Annotated in this window: 19 protein-coding genes; 4 read left to right on the top strand and 15 right to left on the bottom strand. The window is 41.5% G+C overall.

Features of this window, described 5'->3' with window-relative positions:
• Positions 1–441: 441 nt before the first annotated feature.
• The 5 genes from OU792_RS04605 to OU792_RS04625 form a co-directional block, all read right to left on the bottom strand.
• Positions 442–2,481: a M16 family metallopeptidase gene (locus OU792_RS04605; protein ID WP_274669598.1), complete on the bottom strand. Its 2,040-nt coding sequence runs from the start codon at positions 2,479–2,481 to the stop codon at positions 442–444.
• A gap of 27 nt (positions 2,482–2,508) precedes the next feature.
• Positions 2,509–3,837 carry a M16 family metallopeptidase gene (locus tag OU792_RS04610; RefSeq protein WP_274669599.1) on the bottom strand — a complete coding sequence of 443 codons (1,329 nt, stop codon included), beginning with the start codon at positions 3,835–3,837 and terminating at the stop codon, positions 2,509–2,511.
• A gap of 225 nt (positions 3,838–4,062) precedes the next feature.
• Entirely contained in the window at positions 4,063–5,328 is a 1,266-nt protein-coding gene (locus OU792_RS04615; protein ID WP_274669600.1) for a replication-associated recombination protein A, read from the bottom strand.
• A 159-nt stretch (positions 5,329–5,487) separates the two neighbouring features.
• Positions 5,488–6,501, bottom strand: a complete 1,014-nt coding sequence (locus OU792_RS04620) for a threonine aldolase family protein (RefSeq protein WP_222582634.1) — start codon at positions 6,499–6,501, stop codon at positions 5,488–5,490.
• A complete protein-coding gene (locus tag OU792_RS04625) occupies positions 6,491–7,450 on the bottom strand; it encodes a glycerophosphodiester phosphodiesterase family protein (protein WP_134200494.1) in 960 nt (319 codons plus the stop codon). The genes OU792_RS04620 and OU792_RS04625 overlap by 11 nt, the downstream gene beginning before the upstream one ends.
• Before the next feature lie 203 nt (positions 7,451–7,653).
• Here OU792_RS04625 and OU792_RS04630 point away from each other — a divergent pair, with 203 nt between their 5' ends.
• Positions 7,654–9,450 carry a tetratricopeptide repeat protein gene (locus OU792_RS04630; RefSeq protein WP_274669601.1) on the top strand — a complete coding sequence of 599 codons (1,797 nt, stop codon included), beginning with the start codon at positions 7,654–7,656 and terminating at the stop codon, positions 9,448–9,450.
• Positions 9,451–9,453: 3 nt separating this feature from the next.
• The gene (locus OU792_RS04635; protein ID WP_222582637.1) at positions 9,454–10,188 is read left to right on the top strand and encodes a LytR/AlgR family response regulator transcription factor; all 735 of its coding nucleotides are present in this window, start codon (positions 9,454–9,456) and stop codon (positions 10,186–10,188) included.
• 274 nt (positions 10,189–10,462) lie between these two features.
• Here the strand turns inward: OU792_RS04635 and OU792_RS04640 are convergent, their stop codons facing one another.
• The 4 genes from OU792_RS04640 to lpdA all read right to left on the bottom strand — a co-directional run bounded on the left by OU792_RS04640 (position 10,463) and on the right by lpdA (position 13,851).
• On the bottom strand, positions 10,463–10,918 hold the full coding sequence (locus OU792_RS04640) for a DUF2721 domain-containing protein (protein WP_274669602.1): 456 nt from the start codon (positions 10,916–10,918) through the stop codon (positions 10,463–10,465).
• 100 nt (positions 10,919–11,018) lie between these two features.
• A complete protein-coding gene (locus OU792_RS04645; RefSeq protein ID WP_274669666.1) occupies positions 11,019–11,840 on the bottom strand; it encodes an anti-sigma factor in 822 nt (273 codons plus the stop codon).
• A gap of 1 nt (position 11,841) precedes the next feature.
• Positions 11,842–12,375: an RNA polymerase sigma factor gene (locus OU792_RS04650; RefSeq protein WP_222582639.1), complete on the bottom strand. Its 534-nt coding sequence runs from the start codon at positions 12,373–12,375 to the stop codon at positions 11,842–11,844.
• Between the two features lie 78 nt (positions 12,376–12,453).
• Complete coding sequence (lpdA, locus tag OU792_RS04655) at positions 12,454–13,851, bottom strand: dihydrolipoyl dehydrogenase (protein ID WP_274669603.1); 1,398 nt, start codon at positions 13,849–13,851, stop codon at positions 12,454–12,456.
• Between the two features lie 293 nt (positions 13,852–14,144).
• Between lpdA and fabG the strand changes: the two genes are divergently transcribed.
• A complete protein-coding gene (gene fabG / locus OU792_RS04660; RefSeq protein ID WP_024281594.1) occupies positions 14,145–14,891 on the top strand; it encodes a 3-oxoacyl-[acyl-carrier-protein] reductase in 747 nt (248 codons plus the stop codon).
• A 122-nt stretch (positions 14,892–15,013) separates the two neighbouring features.
• On the opposite strand, the gene OU792_RS04665 is transcribed toward fabG, so the two are convergent.
• From OU792_RS04665 to OU792_RS04680, 4 genes are all read right to left on the bottom strand, one after another.
• Positions 15,014–15,574: a transposase gene (locus OU792_RS04665; RefSeq protein ID WP_026944802.1), complete on the bottom strand. Its 561-nt coding sequence runs from the start codon at positions 15,572–15,574 to the stop codon at positions 15,014–15,016.
• Positions 15,575–15,824: 250 nt separating this feature from the next.
• Positions 15,825–17,459 (bottom strand): L-glutamate gamma-semialdehyde dehydrogenase, encoded by a 1,635-nt coding sequence (gene pruA / locus OU792_RS04670; protein WP_026944803.1) that lies wholly within the window; start codon positions 17,457–17,459, stop codon positions 15,825–15,827.
• A gap of 71 nt (positions 17,460–17,530) precedes the next feature.
• Complete coding sequence (locus OU792_RS04675; RefSeq protein ID WP_274669604.1) at positions 17,531–18,226, bottom strand: YjjG family noncanonical pyrimidine nucleotidase; 696 nt, start codon at positions 18,224–18,226, stop codon at positions 17,531–17,533.
• Positions 18,227–18,231: 5 nt separating this feature from the next.
• Positions 18,232–18,615, bottom strand: coding sequence for an ArsR/SmtB family transcription factor (locus tag OU792_RS04680; protein WP_026944805.1), 384 nt, complete (start codon positions 18,613–18,615; stop codon positions 18,232–18,234).
• A gap of 158 nt (positions 18,616–18,773) precedes the next feature.
• Here OU792_RS04680 and OU792_RS04685 point away from each other — a divergent pair, with 158 nt between their 5' ends.
• The gene (locus tag OU792_RS04685) at positions 18,774–19,370 is read left to right on the top strand and encodes a carboxypeptidase-like regulatory domain-containing protein (protein WP_407637237.1); all 597 of its coding nucleotides are present in this window, start codon (positions 18,774–18,776) and stop codon (positions 19,368–19,370) included.
• Positions 19,371–19,420: 50 nt separating this feature from the next.
• On the opposite strand, the gene OU792_RS04690 is transcribed toward OU792_RS04685, so the two are convergent.
• Together OU792_RS04690 and OU792_RS04695 are read right to left on the bottom strand one after the other, a co-directional pair.
• Entirely contained in the window at positions 19,421–19,711 is a 291-nt protein-coding gene (locus tag OU792_RS04690) for a GxxExxY protein (RefSeq protein ID WP_274669605.1), read from the bottom strand.
• Between the two features lie 317 nt (positions 19,712–20,028).
• Complete coding sequence (locus OU792_RS04695; protein WP_274669606.1) at positions 20,029–21,627, bottom strand: aminopeptidase P family protein; 1,599 nt, start codon at positions 21,625–21,627, stop codon at positions 20,029–20,031.
• Between the last annotated feature and the right edge of the window lie 45 nt (positions 21,628–21,672).

Here is a 21,672-nt window from a genome sequence, read left to right on the forward strand (position 1 = left end):
AGAGTAGGTCGCCGCCTCATTATTCAAAACCTCAGCCTAACAGCTGGGGTTTTTTCGTTTTAGGGCTTTTTGAATGAGGGTAGAAGAAATGCATCTGAACTGGGACAGTTAAATACAAGTGTACCATGTCTATTTTAGTAATTAATACCTAGACCTGTACAGTTTTATTTCATCAATTTTAAGTGTTTAAAATCCAGAATGATAAAGGTTATTGCTCTGTTTTATGGTCCTATTTATCTGAATTTTAATTAGTGCCATAAAAAAATATGTTCATAATTCATCATCTTTTATTTCGTACTTATTTTGGTGATTACTATGTATCAAAAGGGCTTTAAAATTTGTGGCTTTATTAATAGATATTAAATAATCAAGTAGGGGGATTTGCATAGTGGAAATAAAAAAAGGAGGCATTTGCCTCCTTTTCAATTTGTTCTATTTTAATTATTGAAAATCACTTTCAGTTAATTCCTCATTGATGGTGACTTCAGCAACCTTTGCTTCCAAAGGAACTGGGATCATTGGAGATTTGATAGTCCAAGTCATCGGTATTAAAACTCCATTTTTTTCTTGATAATCTGAATAGAATGTATCTCCTGAAGCTGGATTTTCATTTTTGATTTTCAAGCCGGTTGATTGATCGTAGTAATTGATCAGTTTGGCACCGGATGGAGCTGAAATAACCACTTTGTAGGCAGGAGTTCCATCCACGTCTTTTAGTCCGTCAAGTGAAAGCGAATATCCCAAATCACTTATCCAGGCTTCTGGAATCAGATAGGAGTTAATTTTAGCTTCCTCTAGTTGTGCGCCGGTAAGTTCCATGCTTTGACCTTGAACACTGATTTTACCAGAATCTTTTAGGATGACAGAACTTTGCATGACATTTCCACCTACTGAAGTTTTTTGAGCATATCTGCCGTTGGCGTCATAGGTCATTGCCATAGTTAGAACTGTTCCCATCACTTCTGCATTCATGGTGAATTTGGCTGTTTCGATGGTTTGAGCTTTATCCTTTCCTCCGATTGCTTCAAGATAATTGGAAATTACTTTTTCTGCAGTCATATCAGCATCAGCTGTCAATTCCTTAGCAGGGAAACCCATATTATCGTATAACCTAACTTCGCCAAACTGAGCTAATTTTTCCTGAATTTCGCTTCCATTTCCTACTGCTGTGATGTAAAGCTTACTCGGATCAATTAATTTCTTTGCCGTTTGGTTAATGTCTGAAACCGTATAGCTATTTAATTCCTGAAGGTAATTTTTGTAGTAATCTTTAGGTAGTCCATAGCGCTCAATATTCAATGCAAAACTTGCAATGGTGGAAGGACTTTCAAGAGATCTTCCAAAAGAACCTGATAGATTAGCCTTTGCTTTTTCAAGTTCCTCAGCTGTTACTCCTTCTTCTACAATTTTATTAATCTCATACAGAAACTCTACGACTGCAGAATCAGTAACTTCAGTTCTAACAGAACCGCTAGCATTAAACCTACCAATCAATCGATCAGGACTAATAGATGAGTAGGCGCCATAAGTATAGCCTTTATCCTCTCTAAGATTCATGAAAAGTCTAGCAGATGAGCCGCCACCTAGAATCTGGTTAAGTAGTCTTGAAGAAATATAATCTTCGTCTCCTACCTTGAGCTCTACAGGCTGAGTCACATTGATTACAGTTTGGACGGAAGAGCTTCTATCTACAAGACCTACTACCGTTTGATTCGTTCTGGCTGGCTTCTCGTAAGTAAACGTCGGAACATCACCGGCTTGCCAATCTGCAAAATATTCTTCGGTAATTTTCTTGGCTTCATTAAGCTCCATATCACCTACAATGGTGAGGTAGGCGATATTTGGTTTGAAAAAGGTTTCATAATAGGATTTTACATCTTCAACAGAGATATTTTTGATTGTCTCCTCTGTCTCCACTTCACCATAAGGATGATCTTTACCATAAACCATGGCAGAAGCTAATCGACTTGAGATGGCATTCGGATCATCTTTGGTTGTAGCCAAGCCTGTTAATGTTTGCTTTCTCAATTTTTCTAATTCCTCCTCTGGAAAACTTGGGTTGTACAGAACATCAGTCATCAGTTCAAGTAATTTTCCCTGATGCTTCTTCAGTGAGGATCCAAATATGGAAGTAGAAGAAGCCGAAAGGCTAGCCCCTATAAAGTCAATTTCCTCATCAATCTGATCTTTTGTTCTGCTTTCGGTACCTGATGTCATCATTTGGCCCACAAAGCCAGTAAGTCCTGCTTTATCTCCTTCCATCAAAGGATCTCGGTCTAAAACAAGAGAAAAAGCCACTCTTGGCAATTTGTCATTTGTAACCAAGATAACTTTCAACCCATTTTCTAGGGTGAACATTTCAGCATCTCCAATATTGATTTCGGGAGCCGGTCCTGAAGCAGGAAGCTCACTTCTGTCAACTTGAGCCCATGCATTGCCTACTAGGAGAGCAGCGAATAATAGTATTGCTAATTTTTTCATCTTTCTATTCTGATTTAAGCCAAATAATTATTCAGTAGTTTCTTGCGGTTTAGGCAAATAATATAAAACCACTCGTCCATCAAGGTTCAAGTATTCGTTTGCTACTCGCTTGATGTCTTCCTGAGTCACCTTGCTGTAGTAGTCCATTACCTGATTGATGTAATTGGTGTCTCCAAAAATCACGTGAGCCTCAGCCAAATTCTGCGCAACGCCAGATACAGAGGAGTTTCCGCTTACAATATTATTTTCAATAATATTTTGCAGTTTTTCAAAATCTCTATCGGAGATTCCTTCCGACTGTACCTGTGCAATTAGCTTATCAATTTCACTTTCCAAATCCTCAGGAGCTACACCCATATTGGTGATTCCATACATGATGAATATTCCACCATCTTCAAGTTCTAGGGGAATAGCAGCTACTGCAAGGGCCTTTTGCTGCTTATCTACCAATTCTTTTGTCATTAGCGAAGAATTACCTCCTGTCAAGTAAGTTGAGAGCATAGAAAGTGCATAGGAATCCGGATGATTTCTTGGCGGAAGATTGTAAGCCTGAATCACGGCCGGAATTTGAATATTATCATAGATTACATCTCTGATTTCTTCGGTCTTCTTAGGCTCCGTAACGTTTGGTCTGTAGATTTCTCCGCTACCTCTAGGGATTTCTGAGAAGTATTCCCTAACCCAAGATTCAGCCTGCGCATAATCGATATCTCCGGCTACTACCAGTGTAGCATTATTCGGCACATAAAATTGCTTGTAGAAATCTTGGAATTCCTCAATCGTTGCTGCATTTAAATGATCCAAAGATCCAATTGGCGCCCACTGATAAGGATGCTCTGAATACGCTCTCTTCAATGTTTCGATCAAAATCGAACCGTAAGGACGATTGTCATAGCTCTGTCTCTTTTCTTCTTTCACGACTTCTCTTTGAGTCTCCACACCCGTCTCATCTACTTTGGAATGAAGCATTCGCTCACTTTCCATGTACAAGGTTAATTCCAGTTCATTGGATGGGACAGTTTGATAATAAAATGTAATATCGTTGGAGGTAAATGCATTGAGCGTTCCTCCACGTCCCTGAATAATATTCATGTATTGCCCGCGTTCGATATTTTCAGAACCTTCAAACATCAGGTGTTCGAAGAAATGCGCAAATCCAGTTCTTTCAGGATTTTCATTTTTAGAGCCTACATGATAAAGAACTGAGGTGTTTACAATCGGGGTGGAGTTGTCTTGATGTAGAATGACATGCAACCCGTTGTCCAAGGTAAACTCCCTGAACTCGATTTTCTTTTGGGCCATTGCTGGAATTATCATCCAAGCCATCAACAGGCCAAAGGCTGTGAGTTTTTTCATTTTAGATTAGGATTAGTTTTCAATTGTAACTCGTAAGCCAATACGATTTGTTTCGAGTGTTCGTTTTTGAACAAAAGAAAATAAACTAAGTTTTTTGACCTACTTATTTTTCAGATGTCTAAACAATTATTTTCCCTCGAAATAAAAAAATATTTCAGCTAAATAAATCTTATTTTATCCTAAAAAAAAATTTATAAAAGTTTATTGATTTTATTCAGATGGACCTTATTCATACCCATATTTTCCCTTCCATTTTCCGGATAGGTATCTCCTCAATTCATTTTCTCGGGCATTCTCTCCTGGTTCGTAAAACTTAGTGTCTTGAATCTCATCGGGTAAAAACTCCTGCTCAACAAAGTTGCCGGGAAAATCATGCGAGTATTTATAGGCTTTGCCATAGTTCAGGTCCTTCATCAGCTTCGTTGGGGCATTTCGGAGATGTAGCGGGACAGAGAGATTGCCGGTTTCCTTGACCAAGGCTTGGGCTTGGTTGATGGCAAGATAAGCGGCATTGCTTTTTGGAGAACTCGCTAAATAAGTCACACACTGAGAAAGGATAATTCTTGCTTCCGGATAGCCAATGATTTTCACAGCTTCAAAACAGTTGGTGGCTAAAAGCAGGGCGTTGGGATTGGCATTGCCGATGTCTTCAGTTGCTAAAATCACCAATCTGCGAGCGATGAACTTCACATCTTCACCTCCTTCGATCATTCGTGCTAGCCAATAAACGGCTGCATTTGGATCAGAGCCTCGGATGGATTTGATAAAAGCCGAAATAATATCGTAATGTTGCTCCCCTGATTTGTCGTAAAGTGCTACTTTCTGTTGAGCGATCTGCATGACTTTTTCATCCGTGATCACACAGGGATTTTCATTGATCCCATCGATTACGATTTCTAAAAGGTTGAGCAGCTTTCTGCCATCCCCTCCGGAAATACGAAGCAGAGCATCGGTTTCCTGAAGCTCGACTTGGATCTTTTTTAGGTCCACATCTTTTTTCAAAGCCTGCTGCATCATGGCCTCCATTTCGGATCTACCTAATGGATTCAGGGTGAAAACCTGACAACGGGAAAGAAGGGCAGAATTAACTTCAAAGGAAGGGTTTTCTGTGGTGGCACCGATCAATCGGATTATTCCCTTTTCCACAGCTCCCAATAAGGCGTCCTGTTGAGATTTATTGAAGCGGTGGATTTCATCTATAAAAAGCACTACCCCCATCTGAAACCTGGCCTTTTCGATGACTTCTCGGATGTCTTTTACGCCTGAGCTTATCGCGCTAAGGGTATAAAAAGGAGCCTTAATCTCATTGGCAATGATATTGGCGATGGTTGTTTTTCCCACCCCGGGAGGTCCCCAAAGGATCAGGGAAGGTACATTTCCGGACTTGATAGCTTTATACAAAAAAGAGCTGGGAGAGGACAAATGCTCCTGACCAATCAAGTCTTCCAATCTGGTAGGACGCATTCGCTCGGCAAGGGGGGTAGAATTCATTTTCGTAGAAGCAAGAGATTAGAGATAAGAAATTAGAAAGTATCGAGTATCGATATTTAATTACTTTCAGGTTTATTTATTCCTTTGAGAATCGCAAAATAGCATAAAAAAAGGCCTTTTCAGGCCTGATTCGTTTTGAATAAAGTCAAATACTGTCTGCTAGATATTCTGAATTCTTTTTCCAAATTCCTCCAAGTGATCGTCTCCAAAATCCAAATGAGTTACAAATCGAACTAGGTCTTTTCCGAATTTCACGGATTTGATATTTTGATCCGCCAGCTTCTTCATGAATTCCTCAGGGCTTGTATTCTCTAGTCTGGCGATCACAATGTTTGTAGCTACTGGCAGTATTTCTGAAACGAAAGGGGATTTGCTAAGCATCTCTCCCAACATCCTAGCTCGGGCATGATCTTCCTTCAGTCTTTCAATATGATGGTCCAAGGCATAAATACCAGCTGCAGCCAGGAATCCTGCCTGTCGCATTCCGCCACCAAATACTTTTCGAACTTTCCGTGCCTGCTTGATATCTGCCTTAGATCCCAATAAAACAGATCCTATTGGGCAGCCTAATCCTTTGCTCAAGCAGATGGAGATGGTATCAAAATGTGCCCCCCAGTCCGCTGCACTTTCTCCAGTCTCGACCAGTGCATTGAAAAATCGCGCACCATCCAAGTGAAGCTTAATGCCTTTTTGTTGACAAAGTGAATGGATTGGTTTGATTTCGTCCAAGGTATAAATGCTTCCACCTCCTTTGTTCATGGTGTTTTCCAGAGAAACCAAGGTTGTCTCCGGGGCATGTACATCATCCGGATTGATGGATTCGGCAATCTGGGCTGCGGTGATTTTTCCCAAATTCCCATCCAGCAATTTGACTGAGGCTAGGGAATTGGCCATGATCCCACCCCCCTCATAGAGATAGATGTGGGAATATTTGTGGCAAATTACTTCTGTCTGAATCCGAGTGTGAAGACGAATCGCAATCTGATTCGTCATGGTGCCGGAGGGACAGTAGAGTGCCGCTTCCATACCAAATAGCTTGGAGATTTTTTCCTCCAAGGCATTGACAGTTGGATCCTCTCCAAAAACATCGTCGCCTATTGGGGCTGCAAACATCGCTTCTTTCATGCCCGGTGTGGGCTGGGTAAGCGTATCACTTCTTAAATCAATCAACATGGGTGAAATACTTGGATTTGGAACTGCTTTCTGGGTGAAGGGTTTGAATGGCCTTCGCTGCTTCGATGGGTCGGTCCGTTGCTAAAATATCCGCTCCGTTATTCACAAAATTCAAATACAACTCATCTCCCCTTGCCACTGCGCTTCGATCTAGGTTGCCTAAAGTACCCAAAATGGTAAAAACTCCTTTTTCATGAAGGGCTTCATTGAAGGACTTGGGTCTTTCAGCCACCCCGGTGAAAGCAATAACCCGATCCCAGGGAATACCGGTTTCTTCTAGTCTTTTGATTTCTTCTTCATTTCGGATGGTCACCGAAAGCATGAGCTCAGGAGCAAGGATATTAAGCTTTTTGGCAGCGGGAAAGGTATAGGAAATTAATGCTGCGTGAGCTTCACTTTCCGTTTCCCTCACTTCTTCTACCACTTTTTCAAAAGGTACAGATCGCTTGATGTCAACTGTGAGTAGGGCTTTTCCATTAGACCAAATAAGTGCCTCTTCCAAAGTAGGAACTTTGAATTCAGTGAGCTTTCCCTCATTGTCTTCCAAAAACAACGTTTGGATGTAGTCATAAGTAACTTCATTCACTTTCCCCGTTCCGTTGGTCGTCCGATCCAAATCATCGTCATGCATCAGTACTAAAACGGAGTCCTGAGTCATAGCTACATCTAATTCAATAATGGCAGGGGTGTATTCTAGGACATTTTCGAAGGTCTCGATCGCATTTTCAGGAAAGCCAGGATAAGGTCCACCTCGATGAGCAGAGACTAGCGGTATTCGATCAGATGTCCAGGTATAAAAATCTTTTGTCTCGGAAAGACTGGACACCTGAATTCGGTGTGTAGATTCACTTTCTTGGTTCTCGGGTACTTCATTCTTTTGAGAATTGGATTCACAGGAAATGAAGATAAGTGCCGTTAAAATACACCAAGAGGGTATAAATACTCGCATGCTTTAGTTTTTTTTCAAATAGAACAAAATGGTCTCATTTATTAAAGAGAAATTTTAGAAAAGGTGGTTTAGGGCTTCGAATAAAAACTTTTAGAATAATCCTGAAGAAAATATTTCTTGATTTGAAGATCATTCCCCATTTTCATAGGCGATTTAAAATCACCTTTTGACTAGCACCCCTTTCCTTTAAACCAACTATTGCAATGCTGCTGCGCTGCTGGATTTCCTTTGCTTTTTTTTGGACCGTTTGCCTTGCTCAGGCACAGGTTAACCGGGTAGATAGCCTCAAGGCTAGTCTTGATGCGCAGGAGGAAAAAGATTCTGCCTATGTCCTACTTCTGATTGAGCTTTGCGAAGCAAGTACATTTACAGAGGAGCAGGGTGGACTTGATTATGCCAGAAAGGCTCTTGAAATATCACAAGAAATCTCCTTTCCCAAGGGAGAGGCTTTAGCTAATAATTCGCTAGGTGCATACTACCTCCAGGTTGGGAATCTAAATCAAGCCTTGCAGTATGTTCTGGCGGCGGAGCGAGTGTATCTCCAAAATGAAGATCAGTCTGAAGGCTTGCTTTCGGTCTACAATAATCTGGGTATCATTTACAACCGAACCGGAGAAGTCGAAAAAGCCATCGAGGTATATTTGGATGCCATACAAATTGCCTCTCAAAATACATCAAACTTCCAGCAATTAGCCATTCTTTATAATAATCTTGGCTCAGCCTATGATAATTTGGGTGATTATGATCAGGCTTTGCAGGCTTTTGAGAAGGTGGAAGCAGTCAGCCGGGAGGCAGATTTACAAGTAGGGGTGATGATGGCCAAAAGTAATTTGGGCTCGGTTTATTTTTCTAAAAATGATCTGAATCGTGCCGAATCTGAATACATCATTGCTTTGGAAATTGCTCAGAAAGGTGGTTTTACCCGAAATGTAGGGACTATCATGTTGGGTATGGCAGACGTTTATTCAGGGCAGGGGCGCTATCAAGAAGCTGAAAAGTATTTTCGGGATGGAATCGCTTTAGCTGAGGAAATTCAGGCTTTGCCCCTTTTGGAAGATGGGTATCGAGGACTCGGTAAGCTTTATGAGCGACGCGGGAATTTTTCCCTTGCTTTAAATTCTTTCAAAAAATGGCAAAATATCAGGGATAGTATCTTTTCCTTGGAGAAGGCACAAACTATCGAAGAATTGAAAGCTCAATATGAAACTGAAAAGAAAGAAGCTGAGATTCTGGCGCTTTCCCAAGAAAATGAAATTCAAAGTCTTGAGCTCACACAGAAAAATCAGTTACTTTTTCTTTCAATAGTTGGAACCATATTATTGATTGGCTTGGGATATAGCATTTATCTTCGGAAAAAAATCAGGGCGGAGGCAAAAATGTCTGAGATTGAGCAACGCTTTTTGCGATCCCAACTCAACCCGCATTTTATTTTCAATGCGCTCTCTTCGGTCCAAAACTATATGCTAAACTCCGAGTCAAAGAAAGCCTCCTACTATTTAGGTAAGTTTTCCAAACTCATGAGGCAGGTGCTGGAAAACTCACGAGAAGAATACATTCCTTTGGAGGAAGAAATAGGAATGCTTGAAAATTATCTAGAGGTCCAAAAAAACCTCAGTCAAAAGGAATTTGATTTTCAAATCTCTTGTCTTCCGCCTTTGGATTCACAGACATATGAAATTCCTCCAATGTTTGTGCAGCCTTTCGTAGAAAATGCCATCCAACATGGAATTCAAAACCAAGACGGTAAAATTGAGTTAGAGTTTTCATTGGTAAATGAATATGTGCAAGTGAGAATTAAAGACAATGGACTGGGAATCAAAGCTACAGTGAAGCCTTCTAGCAGGCATCAATCCTTGGCTACCTCCATCATTGGAGAAAGAATTGAAAACTATAACCGGAAGCTTAAGAATCAAATTCAATTAAAAGTCACAGATTTATCTGAAAAAGGGCTACAGGGTACAGAGGTTGTCCTTCTTGTCCCTTTTTCCAAAAACTACTAATTCATGAGAGCGCTAATTATTGATGATCATGCTCATGTAAGAGAAAATCTGAGATTGCTTCTCAATGAAGTAGCTCCTGATATAGAGATCGTTGGTGAGGCAGAAGGAGTGAATTCCGGAGAAATTGCAATAACCACGCACTCTCCTGATCTGGTATTTTTAGACATCGAAATGGCAGACGGTACAGGCTTCGATTTGCTCAATCGTTTTAAAGAACCTGGTTTCAGGTTGATCTTTGTGACTGGGCATGATGGCTATGCTATTCGGGCTTTTCGGGTAAGTGCCATCGATTACCTGCTAAAGCCGGTGGATCCCGATGATCTTGAAGAGGCTATCGAAAAAGTACGAAAACACCCGCCCTTACAAAAGATGCAAATCCAAGAGGCTGAAGTAATTCAGCACGCTGAGAAACTTCAGCAATTGGTGCTCTCTGACTCTGATAATATTTATTTGGTACAAGTCTCTGACATTTTGCGATGTCAATCCGAGGATAATTACACTCGGTTTTTTCTGAGAGATGGGCGTAAACTATTAATTTCCAGAACTCTAAAAGAGTATGCTGAATTATTGGAGCCCTCAGGTTTTTTTCGCTCTCATCAATCTCACTTGATCAATTTATCATTTTTTGATCATTACGATAAACGTGACGGCGGTACGATTCGGATGAAAGACGGAGCGACATTACCGCTTGCTACCCGCAAGAAAGATCAACTCATTCAGGTATTGAGATCGCTTTGATCAGCAGATTCTAGACCAAAGCTTACGCTTTCTCAACAGTTCTTCTCAAATTCTCATTTGCTGTTTTTTTTAAATTTCAGCGGGATACTTTTGTTCCTTAATCAGTAATCAAAATGTCCAAATGGTACTGAAAACTTTCCTTAAAAAGGTTATTTGGTTAAGCGTCTTTTTGATGGTCATCACGGTGATGAATTATTTTTTTTATCTCTTTTTTTAAGAGACGATTCGAATCCAAATGGGGGTGATTTGGCGGATTTTTTTGACTGAGTTTTTTTTATTCTTTTTTATTTTCCTTTCTGAAAAAGGTGTCCAATGTGCTACTCCGCTTCGCAAATACATCTTCCATATCGGATAACTCAAGATTGAGTGCCTTTGTGGAGATTTGAATTTCAATTAATGAGAGTGCCAAAGCAATCAACAAGGATCCCATGCTTCCCACAAAAACCCAATTAGCAGCGATAGTATATCCCTGAAAGAGCAAAAACATACAGGTCACGCAAAGCAAAAAGCTGAAAATCCCGAATAGCTGCATGTTTTTGATCAGAGAAAGCCTTCTACGCAGATTATGCAGCTGCTCAACTACCAGTTTTTCTTCATCCGGACTCTCTTTGAATTTTTTGTGCAAACCACGGATAAGACTCGCTATTGCCAAAAATCGATTGGTGAAAGCCAACATCAATAGCGTAATGGCTGAAAAAAGAAGTGCGGGTGTGGAGAGCTGTAGTTCCATTTGCGAAATGATAAATAGGTTCAGGAGCGTATAAGTTCGGAAAAATCAAGAAAAAAGCCCGTTTTTGTTCAAAACGGGCTTCTATAATTTTTTTGAGATTTTAGGCCACTTCGCCCAAAACCACCAGTTTTTCCAGAGTCGGCGATTCTGACCCGCCTTTGGGTTCGATGGTGATAGCAAATGCACCTGCTTCGGCTACTGCACTCATTTGCTGTAAGCTGAATGGCTGTGAAGGGTCCACGATGCCGATTCCTACCGGACCATCCGGGCCTATTGCCCAAAGCTGGTAGTCAAATGAAGCGCTGAGTGAGTTTAGCCTGTTGACCGCGATGAAGACCTCTTGCTGAGATTGATCCCAAAAGACATCCACCTTCGCATCTTTTTGCATGTCAAAGCTTTCTCCGACCATTTCGATACGTCTGAAATCACCCGCAACCAAGCGGTCCAAACGAGAATCTGTTTGCTCAAATTCTTGCTTTACCTGATTCAGATTATCTGCCAAAACGGCCTGTTCTTGTTGCAAGGCGACAAACTTCTGATCAGTTTCATAGAATTTTCCGGCAAAATAAATTGCCGCCGCACTGGCCAATACAGCCACCAATGATGCCGCCACAGCAAAAGGTTTCCAAGGAGTCATTTTGACCGTTTTGGTTTCCTTAGGAGCTGCCGTTGGAGTAGGAATTTTCCTTTCTTGAAGATCTTCATCAAGAGTGGCGAAGATTTTTTCTTTTGTCTGAATGGAAGGCTCGACTCCCGTCAGTTCATCCAAAGAAAACATAGCCTCCTCCAAGGAATCTAATTCCTGCTGAATCTCAGGGTGGGCTTTAGCCATAGCGATGACCTCCTCCCGCTCACGCTCGTTCAGCTCTCCGATTAGGAAGAGCTCCAGCTTGCCTGATTCGATATATTCTTGGGTGTTCACGCTAAATTCTTTCAATATTCTTTTTTAAAACCTGAAGGGCTGCCCGTAGCCTGGATTTGACTGTCCCTAAGGGTATGTCAAATTCCTCTGCAATCTCCGAGTGGGTATATCCCTGAAAGTAAATATACTCAATGATGAACTTTTGGTCTGTGTTGAGTTGATCCATCAGTTCCTTCACACCGATACCATCTATTTTCTCCTGGGTCTGAGCACCTCCTTCGAGACCATATACGAAGTCATCAATAGTATTGGTCTTACTGGATTGAGAGATTTCTTTGGATCGCAATTTATCAATAGCCGAGTTTCTGCAGATGTTTGCCATCCAGGTATATAGTCGCCCTTTTGACTCGTCGTATGAATCGATTTTTTGGGTGATTTTTACAAAGGCATCATGAAAGACTTCCTCAGCCAAATCCCGATCATTGATGATGCGAAGGATTACTCCAAAAAGAGCTCTCGAGTATTTTTCATATAAATACTCTACCGTCTTGCGGTCTCTTTCGCGTAATCCCAGTATTAGTTCCTTTTCCTCCAAAATAATTGTCTATGAATATGAGAAAAATAAAACACCGGACCAATTGTTTTGATCCGGTGTAATTTTGCTAAAACTTTTTTAGAGGTGAATCACTTCATCATAAGCTGCTGCTGCGGCTTCCATCACCGCTTCAGACATAGTTGGGTGAGGGTGAACTGTTTTGATCAATTCATGTCCTGTAGTTTCCAGCTTACGGATTGCGACGATTTCAGCGATCATTTCGGTCACATTGGCTCCTATCATGTGTGCGCCTAGAAGCTCACCATATTTTTTGTCAAATACCAATTTTACAAATCCGTCTTTTGCGCCAGCTGCTGAAGCCTTGCCGGAGGCAGAGAATGGGAACTTACCAACTCGCACTTCGTAGCCTGCTTCCTTAGCCTTCGCTTCTGTATAACCAACGGAAGCAATCTCAGGAGAGCAATAAGTACAACCAGGGATATTGTTGTAGTCCAAAGCCTCAGGATGATGGCCTGCAATCTTTTCTACACAAATAATCCCTTCGGCAGAAGCTACGTGAGCCAATGCAGGTCCGGAAACCACATCACCGATGGCATAGTAGCCAGGCATGTTGGTTTTGTAATATTCGTCGACTTTGATTTTGCCTTTGTCTACTAGAATTCCTACATCTTCCAGACCGACATTTTCTAGGTTAGAGACTACTCCAGCTGCAGAAAGCACTACATCACATTCTAGCGTCTCCTCGCCTTTGGCAGTTTTTACTTTTACCTTACATCCGGCGCCCTTCGTATCCACGCCAGTTACCTCGGAGGAAGTCATGATTTTCATCCCTGCTTTCTTGTAGATTTTTTCCAAAGCCTTAGAAACTTCTACGTCTTCTACAGGGACGATTCGATCCATGTATTCTACGATTGTTACTTCCGTGCCAATAGAATTATAGAAATAAGCAAACTCAACTCCGATTGCACCTGAACCCACAACAACCATTTTCTTGGGCTGTTTCTCTAGAGTCATAGCTTTTCGGTAGCCGATGATTTTCTTGCCATCTTGAGGCATAGAAGGCAATTCTCTAGATCGAGCACCGGTAGCAATGATGATATGATCGGCTGAATAAACGGTCTTTTTATCGTCCTTATCTGTAACCTCTACTTTCTTACCAGGTTGGATTTTGCCCCAGCCAGCAATCACTTCAATTTTATTTTTCTTCATCAAAAACTGAACACCCTTACTCATGCCGTCGGCTACGTTTCGGCTACGCTTAACCATTCCTGTGAAGTCGGCCGAAGCATCTTTGACGCTGATTCCATAGTCATTGGCGTGATTGATGTATTCGAATACCTGTGCACTCTTCAAAAGGGCCTTTGTTGGGATACAACCCCAGTTGAGGCAGATTCCACCCAGCTCCTCAGCTTCTATGATAGCAGTTTTCAGTCCGAGTTGGGATGCACGAATGGCAGCCACATAGCCTCCAGGTCCGCTTCCCAATACGATCAGATCAAATTTTGATGAAGACATATTTTCTTGAGTTTGTTACAATTTTGAAACTATGCAAAAATAGGCCTTTTGGTTTCAGAAAAAAATCTACTCAAAAGCTTGAAAACGCTATTAAATCCGCCTCTAGGGCCTCGGAAAGTCAATTTTCGAAAATTCCTTTCGTTAAAGTGGTTATTTACAGATGATTAATTTTGTCTGAGTAGATATTTGCTTGTTTTTCAAGGTTTAAAAATGAAGGAGATCGATTTGCTCGGTTTAGGGAAGGATTACTACTGGCTTTTTTTATATTTTTGACCAATCAAAAAATAGAATTTATGGGATTACTTTCAGGAAAGACTGCATTGATCACCGGTGCCTCCAAGGGAATCGGGAGAGCCATTGCCATCAAATATGCTCAAGAAGGGGCAAATGTCGCATTCACCTATCTTTCTTCGGTCGAAAAAGGTCAAGCTTTGGAAGCTGAACTGGCTGAATTTGGGATCAAAGCCAAAGGATATCGATCTGATGCTTCTGATTTCAAAGCTGCTGAAGATTTGGTAAATAGTGTTGTGGCAGATTTTGGGTCTTTGGATATCCTGATTAATAATGCTGGAATCACCCGAGATAATCTTTTGATGCGAATGACTGAGGAGTCTTGGGATGAAATCATGAATGTCAACCTGAAGTCTTGTTTCAATACGGTCAAAGCCGCAACCCGCACCATGATGAAAGCCAAGTCCGGCTCTATCATCAACATGACTTCTGTAGTCGGTGCCAAAGGCAATGCTGGTCAAGCCAACTATGCAGCCTCCAAGGCTGGAATCATCGGCTTCACCAAATCCGTCGCTTTGGAATTGGGTTCAAGGAATATCCGTTGTAATGCCATAGCACCTGGATTTATCGAGACTGAAATGACCGAGGTTTTGGATGAAAAGACAGTTCAGGGCTGGAGAGATGCGATCCCAATGAAACGCGGTGGCAAGCCGGAGGAAATTGCGGATGCCTGTGTTTTCTTGGGTTCCGATATGAGTACTTACATCTCCGGACAGGTGCTTCATGTGAATGGAGCGATGTATACCTAATTAACCTTTGAGGTCTTCAAGACCTCGAAGGTTTTATTTTCCTTTCACATTTTCAACTCAAAGCCTCGAAGATTTCCTCTAGAGAAATCCTTCGAGTTTTTTTGAGATTTTTAATCCTTATTCTATTCAAGGGAAAGCTCCTCTGGAAAATTTGAAACGTTTTCCAAGTGATGTGTTTTTCGGAATTGCTCAAGGTCTCCAAACCATTCAATTACAAAATCTCGGTCGATTTGGGTGGGTTTTTGAGAGATGATGGCTTGGTAGGATGAAAACCTCCATTTTTTAAAATCTTCTACTATTCCGTGCTTTTGAGGATTTCGATGAATATAAATTATGACTTGAGATAGATAGCTTTCTTTATCGATTCGTTTTCTTTTGAATTTGCGTTGAAATAATCCTCCGTGTCGGTCATAAAGCTTATTAAATGCTTTAGCGTAGCCATTCAAAAAGTTTGAAAAAGCACTTAAAGCAACTTCTGGTTCGGTAATTTCTTTTACTCGAATCAAAAAGTGAAAATGATTGGGTAATAAACAGTAGGCTAATGTTGAAAAGTGAGTTGAGCAATGAGTTTGATATTTTTTAAGAAAGTAAATACAGTTTTCTTCAGTCCGGAAAAGAAGTTCCTCTCCAATAGTTCTGGAATAAACATGGTAAAATTCTTCTGGGAAAAATGGATCAGTCATAAAAGTTGAAGTTTTGACATTGATCTTTAAAACAACAAGTTAACTAAATCCATATTTAGGTCAAAAATATATTTGTTAGTGAGACCTTCGAGGTTATTTAAAACCTCAAAGGTCAATAAAGCGGCTGGAGTGATTCAGCCTTTTTTTATTTAAAAAGAGAAGATTGGGGTATTAAAAAAGCCCCGATCCCGATTTTATCGGAGCCGAGGCTCTTGAAAATTGAATTTGATCATTGCTCATTGAGCATTTTTTAGTCTTTCCCCAAAAACGGATATCGGTAGTCCTTTGGAGATACAAAGGTTTCCTTGATCGTGCGAGGAGACACCCAACGTAGCAAGTTGATCATGGAACCTGCTTTATCATTGGTTCCAGATGCTCTAGCTCCGCCAAATGGCTGCTGACCAACTACGGCCCCTGTTGGCTTGTCATTGATGTAGAAGTTACCGGCTGCGTTTCTTAGCTTTTGCGTAGCCAATTCGATCGCATAGCGGTCTTGAGAGAATACAGCACCTGTCAAAGCATACGGAGAAGTCTGATCCACCAATTCCAATACGGTTTCGAAATGCTCGGAATTGTAAACATAAATAGTCAAAACCGGACCGAAAATCTCTTCACACATGGTCGTATACATCGGATCCTGGCTTAGGATGACGGTAGGCTCGATGAAGTAGCCTTTAGACTTATCGTAGTTTCCTCCAGCGATGATTTCAACACCATCGGCTGCTTTTGCATTGTCGATGTACTTGGCAATTTTGTCAAAGGCCTTTTCATCGATGACCGCATTGATGAAATTGGTGAAGTCTTCCGTACCACCCATCTTGAGCGAAGCTAGATCTTCCAGCATGTACTTTTTCACATCTTCCCAAAGGTTGGACGGGATGTAAGCACGGGAAGCGGCAGAACACTTTTGGCCTTGGTACTCGAAAGCCCCTCTCACCAATCCAACCGCCACTGCTTTTGCATCTGCAGACTTATGAGCCAAGACAAAGTCTTTTCCTCCTGTCTCGCCCACGATTCTAGGGTAAGATTTGTAGAGCTTGATGTTTTCTCCGATAGTTTTCCAGATGTGCTGGAATACGCCGGTAGAACCTGTAAAGTGAATTCCCGCAAAGTCCGGATGTTTGAAAATCACCTCACCAGCTGTTGGGCCGTCTACGTAAATCAAGTTGATCACGCCGTCAGGAACTCCAGCTTCCTTGAAAACCTCCATCAACACATTCGCTGAGTAAATCTGCGTGTAGGCTGGTTTCCATACGATGGTATTTCCCATCATGGCTGCAGAAGTAGGTAGATTCCCGGCAATGGCTGTAAAGTTGAAGGGAGTCAAAGCAAAAACAAAGCCTTCCAAAGGACGCTGTTCTACTCTATTCCAAACGCCATTTCCAGACACTGGCGGCTGCTGGGAATAGATTTCAGTCATGTATTTCACATTGAACCTCAAAAAGTCTATGAATTCACAGGCAGAATCTATTTCTGCTTGAAAGGCATTTTTCGACTGACCAAGCATGGTGGCTGCATTGATTTTGGCGCGATAAGGACCTGCCAAAAGGTCTGCTGCTTTCAGGAAAATAGCTGCTCGTTGTTCCCATTCCAGGTTTTCCCATGCCTCTTTGGCTCCCAAAGCAGCGTTAATTGCCTGCTCTACATGGGAAGCATCTCCTTCATGAAAGTGGCCTAATACTTTCTGATGATCATGTGGAGGAGACATTGGACGGGTTTTGCCAGTGCGGACTTCCTCGCTTCCGATATACATCGGGACGTCAATTTCTTTAGCCCGTAATTCGCTCAACATCGCCTGCAATTCTTTTCGCTCAGGACTTCCCGGAGCATAAGACTTTACCGGCTCATTGACGGGAGTGGGGACATTGAAAAATCCTTTTAACATACTATTTGGAGTTTATGTGATTCTGATGCGCCAAAGATAAGCTTTCCCGTCAAAACGGGCCGTGATTTTACTTACAAAAGCTGCTCAAGCTCTCGCAAATGTCTGATTTCATAAGTAGGGGTGAGGGCTATGGTTTTTCCCTCAGGGTTGAAATAAACCTGATCGATCTGAGCCTGCTGAGCACCTAAGATGTCCGAGTTGGGATTGTCACCAATCATCAGACAATGTTCAGGGTGTGTTTTCAGCTCAGTCAATGCATATTCAAAAATTCGAACATCTGGCTTTTTATGGCCTGTGGTCTCTGAGGTGACCACCAGCTCGAAAAACACATCCAAACCCGAGGACTTCATCTTTTTCGCTTGGGATTCATTAAATCCATTGGTGATGACATGGACTCGATATTTTTCTTTTAGGTAGGTTAAAATCTCCTTCGAATAGGGGAAAACATGTGGCTTGCTTGAAGTTCGATGCATAAAGTCCTCTTCAAATTCCAGGGGGATCGCATCTACGCGACCTCCTGCATGGGAAAAAATCATTGGAAAGCGTTCCTTACGAAGATTGATTTTGTCGATTTTCCCAATATTGTACCAGTCCCAGAGTTTGAAATTGACAGCATGAAAAGCTTCGAAAAACTTTTCGAATGTTGGGATACCCAATTCCTTTAAGGTATAGATTTCATAAAGTTCTTGCAGGGATTCACTGACATTTCGATCATAGTCCCACAGCGTATGATCTAAGTCGAAGAAGAGGTGTTGGTAAGTTTTCAATGGGTTTATCGTCTGTATTGGTTGTTTTGAATTTTATTGATCGCCAGCTCACGATTGGATTTGAGGATTTCAAAGGTCTCCTGATCTTTCAGCAAGTTGGGATCCTTTTGAATAAACTTAAAAATCTGCTGAATGATTTCGAGGTATTCTTCCAGGATGTAATAAAATACCCATTGATCTACACGCCGACTACCGAGAAGTCCAGCATTTTTCAGACCGATGAGATGACGACTGGTTTTGGTCTGGGTAAAATCCAGAATTAACTCCAAATCAGAGATACTCAGCTCCTTATTTAAAAGCAACAAATGAATGATGCGGACTCTCGCTTCCTCACTTAACGCTTTAAAAATTCGCAATCCATAATTTAAACTTATATTTTTGAGTCTCATTTGAGCAATTTTAACAGCGATTTGCTGGTGAAATTAAAAAATCAACCGAACTTTCAGGAGTTGTGCGTTTCATTTGGCAACTTTCGTCCATCAATTTGGTTTCTTTATTTGTGAAAAAGCTACTTCTACCTTCTTTTCTTATCATTTGTTTCTCGCTTTTGGCTAGTGGATGGGTTCATGCCCAAGATCAACGCGAGCGAAAGGTAGTCCAACTCTCCGGTATCATCCTCAATGCTGATAGCACAGATGCTGTTCCAGGAGTAAATATTTATGTTCCTAAGAAAGGTCGGGGAACGAGTAGTGGTCGCTTTGGATATTTTTCAATGCCTGTTTTGGAAGGCGATAGTGTGGTCTTCAGCTTTATTGGTTTGAAAAGACAAACTTATAAGGTTCCGGAGAATATGGAGGATGACCGGATTAGCTTGATTTTGACGATGGAATTGGATGAGATTGCTTTGGAGGAAATAGAAGTTATGCCATATCCTTCGGAAAAAGAATTCAAAGAGGCGGTTTTGGCAATGTCTGTGGTAGATCCAATGACCATCAGTGGCTCAAATATGAGCCCAGAGATGCTTTTACGAGCTGCTGAAATGATGCCAGCTTCGGGGAATGAAAACTTCCGCTACTTCCAACAAGGCCTGATGCAACAAAATCAGGATCTCTACGGGCCAAGGCCATTGCGTCTCCTAGATCCATTTGCTTGGGCTCAATTCATTCGGTCGATTAAGCGGGGTGATCTGAATAGACGAGACTAGGAGTCTCCCGCAAAGAAAGCAAAGAAAAAAAGTTTTCTAATAAGGAGCTTTTAACTTGGATCTTTGAGGCCATTGACTACCCGCACAATTCCATTAACAAACTTAGCCTCATTAAAATTTATAAGTAGGCCCAGCTTTAAATCCAGTACTTTTAAATACGTTTTCAATTGCTTTGGATGAACTGGAAGAACTTTTTCTACTGATTTCAGCTCGATAAGTACTTTTCTTTCGATCAGGATATCTGCGCGATAAGCAGTTCCTATTTCATTACCTTTCCAAAATACTGGTATTGGTACTTGAGTCTCTATTTTCAAGCCTTTGTTTTTAAGCTCTATCGCCAAAATTTGCTCATAATTGATTCAAGCAAACCTGGCCCAAGTTTAAAGTAAACCTCAAAAGCCGTATCTAGGACAATCTTTGAAATTTCATTTTCATTGTATTCCATTAAATTCAAATGCTATTTCAGGTTTTACTTGATGAGCGAGTCATTATAAAGGAAAAACCTTTTTAATGCTTTGATTTTAAATTTACAAATAAATAGACTTGTTTGATCATCACTCTGGTTAAAGTAAATTTTAGATCTGGTTTCTAGGTCTACCTTTAATGTGTTTTTAAAACTAATCTTTGCTCCTTCAACCTTTGCGGGAGGATTCAAGCATCAGTCTAAATCAGGTAGCACCCAATTTTCCAGAATACTCGGGATTTTCATCATTTGCTCGATGTCTGCAACAGTGCGTGGAGCGTCTTTGGAAAGATTCTCAGGACCTGACTGAGTGACTAGGATGTCATCCTCGATTCTTACTGCTATGCCCCACCACTTAGGATCACAATCGCTGCCTTCAGGAATGTATATGCCTGGTTCAACGGTCAAAACAACCCCTTCTTTCAGGGCTCCATATCCTCCTCGGTCATGTACATCCAAGCCCAGATGGTGACTGGTTCCATGGGGAAAATAGTTGTGACGCTCACCCTTTTTGATAATGCCCAGTTCGGCAAGTCCCTCGTTGATGATGTTTCGGGTCACTTGGCCGATTTCTGAAAAGTCCACTCCAGGTTTGCAGAGGGCTATTCCTGCCTCTTGCGATTTTAGGACGAGTTCGTAGATGGCTTTTTCTTCTGGGGTGAAAGTCCCATTGACAGGGATGGTACGCGTGACATCAGCGGTATAGCCACGCCATTCAGCTCCTAGGTCCATCAGGATCAGGCGTTCGCTCATGTGCTTCATATCATTGTCGATGTAATGCAGAATGCAACCATTATTACCTGCACCTACAATAGACGGATAGCCGATTCCTTCTGCACCATAGCGCTTGTAGATAAATTCATGGATTCCCTGAACTTCACGCTCTGACATGCCAGGCTTTGCAGCTTTCATCACCTCGATTTGGCCAATAGCTGAGATTTTAACCGCTTTTCGGAGCAAGGCAATTTCCTCGGCTGTTTTGACTTCTCGTAGGACATCCATCATCTGGGATAAGGCAAAAAGGTCTGTTTTGCTTGCGGGAATCTTGGATTTCACTTCCATTCGTTTTTCAGGGCTGTCTGCCTCGACAAAATTTCGAAGGATTTCATCATTTTCCACTTCCGGATAGCGTTGGCGGTAGCGACCGATGATTTGTGCTACATTGGCGGAATTTTCGATATCAGTAGCCCGAATCAAATCATACATCTGAAGTGAAACAGGGCTTTTGTCGCTCGGGTAGTTTGCATTTTTTTTAAAATCAGCAATCATGCGTCGCAAGGGTGCATTTGCACTGCTTCCCTCTATTTCAGCGCCTAAATCCATGGATAAAATTTTGTCAAAATCTCCGGCATTTAGCACCGGCTTTTTCCCGAAGTCATCAAAAAGAAAAACCGCTTGAAAGCCTAAGATTTCCTGCACGCCTTCTGTTCCTAGACGTTTTCCGTTCCACATTTCTGACCTTGGGTCTCTCGGCTGGACATAAATGATCTCATCGGTTTCCATGCCATCGATCATGCGCTTTTCGGAGAAAATAATCAAAGCTGAGTTTGGCTCACGAAACCCGGTCAGGTAATAAAAATCGGTATTGGGGTGATAAATAAAGTCTACATCGTTGGATCGATTCTTCACCGGATTATTGAAGAGGATTGCCATGCTATTTGCGGGCATAAGCTCTCGCAAAGCATCTCTCCGCTGTCGGTGCCATTCGGCGCTCAGCCCGTCATCAAAATATGACTGTGCCGATGAGAGAGAGGAAACCAAAAGAAATAAAAAAGAGAGAAAGTATGTTTTCATAATAAGTATATCTAACAAGCCTAAGATGTAGGCTTTTGTCCATTT

Origin of the sequence: Algoriphagus sp. NF (genome assembly GCF_028823735.1) — a bacterium.
GTDB lineage: Bacteria > Bacteroidota > Bacteroidia > Cytophagales > Cyclobacteriaceae > Algoriphagus > Algoriphagus marincola.

Excerpts from the sequence above, each read along its gene's own strand:
- OU792_RS04605 (WP_274669598.1), bottom strand. The coding sequence starts at position 2,481 with ATGAAAAAATTAGCAATACTATTATTCGCTGCTCTCCTAGTAGGCAAT.
- OU792_RS04610 (WP_274669599.1), bottom strand. The coding sequence starts at position 3,837 with ATGAAAAAACTCACAGCCTTTGGCCTGTTGATGGCTTGGATGATAATT.
- OU792_RS04615 (WP_274669600.1), bottom strand. The coding sequence starts at position 5,328 with ATGAATTCTACCCCCCTTGCCGAGCGAATGCGTCCTACCAGATTGGAA.
- OU792_RS04620 (WP_222582634.1), bottom strand. The coding sequence starts at position 6,501 with ATGTTGATTGATTTAAGAAGTGATACGCTTACCCAGCCCACACCGGGC.
- OU792_RS04625 (WP_134200494.1), bottom strand. The coding sequence starts at position 7,450 with ATGCGAGTATTTATACCCTCTTGGTGTATTTTAACGGCACTTATCTTC.
- OU792_RS04630 (WP_274669601.1), top strand. The coding sequence starts at position 7,654 with ATGCTGCTGCGCTGCTGGATTTCCTTTGCTTTTTTTTGGACCGTTTGC.
- OU792_RS04635 (WP_222582637.1), top strand. The coding sequence starts at position 9,454 with ATGAGAGCGCTAATTATTGATGATCATGCTCATGTAAGAGAAAATCTG.
- OU792_RS04640 (WP_274669602.1), bottom strand. The coding sequence starts at position 10,918 with ATGGAACTACAGCTCTCCACACCCGCACTTCTTTTTTCAGCCATTACG.
- lpdA (WP_274669603.1), bottom strand. The coding sequence starts at position 13,851 with ATGTCTTCATCAAAATTTGATCTGATCGTATTGGGAAGCGGACCTGGA.
- fabG (WP_024281594.1), top strand. The coding sequence starts at position 14,145 with ATGGGATTACTTTCAGGAAAGACTGCATTGATCACCGGTGCCTCCAAG.
- OU792_RS04665 (WP_026944802.1), bottom strand. The coding sequence starts at position 15,574 with ATGACTGATCCATTTTTCCCAGAAGAATTTTACCATGTTTATTCCAGA.
- pruA (WP_026944803.1), bottom strand. The coding sequence starts at position 17,459 with ATGTTAAAAGGATTTTTCAATGTCCCCACTCCCGTCAATGAGCCGGTA.
- OU792_RS04680 (WP_026944805.1), bottom strand. The coding sequence starts at position 18,615 with ATGAGACTCAAAAATATAAGTTTAAATTATGGATTGCGAATTTTTAAA.
- OU792_RS04695 (WP_274669606.1), bottom strand. The coding sequence starts at position 21,627 with ATGAAAACATACTTTCTCTCTTTTTTATTTCTTTTGGTTTCCTCTCTC.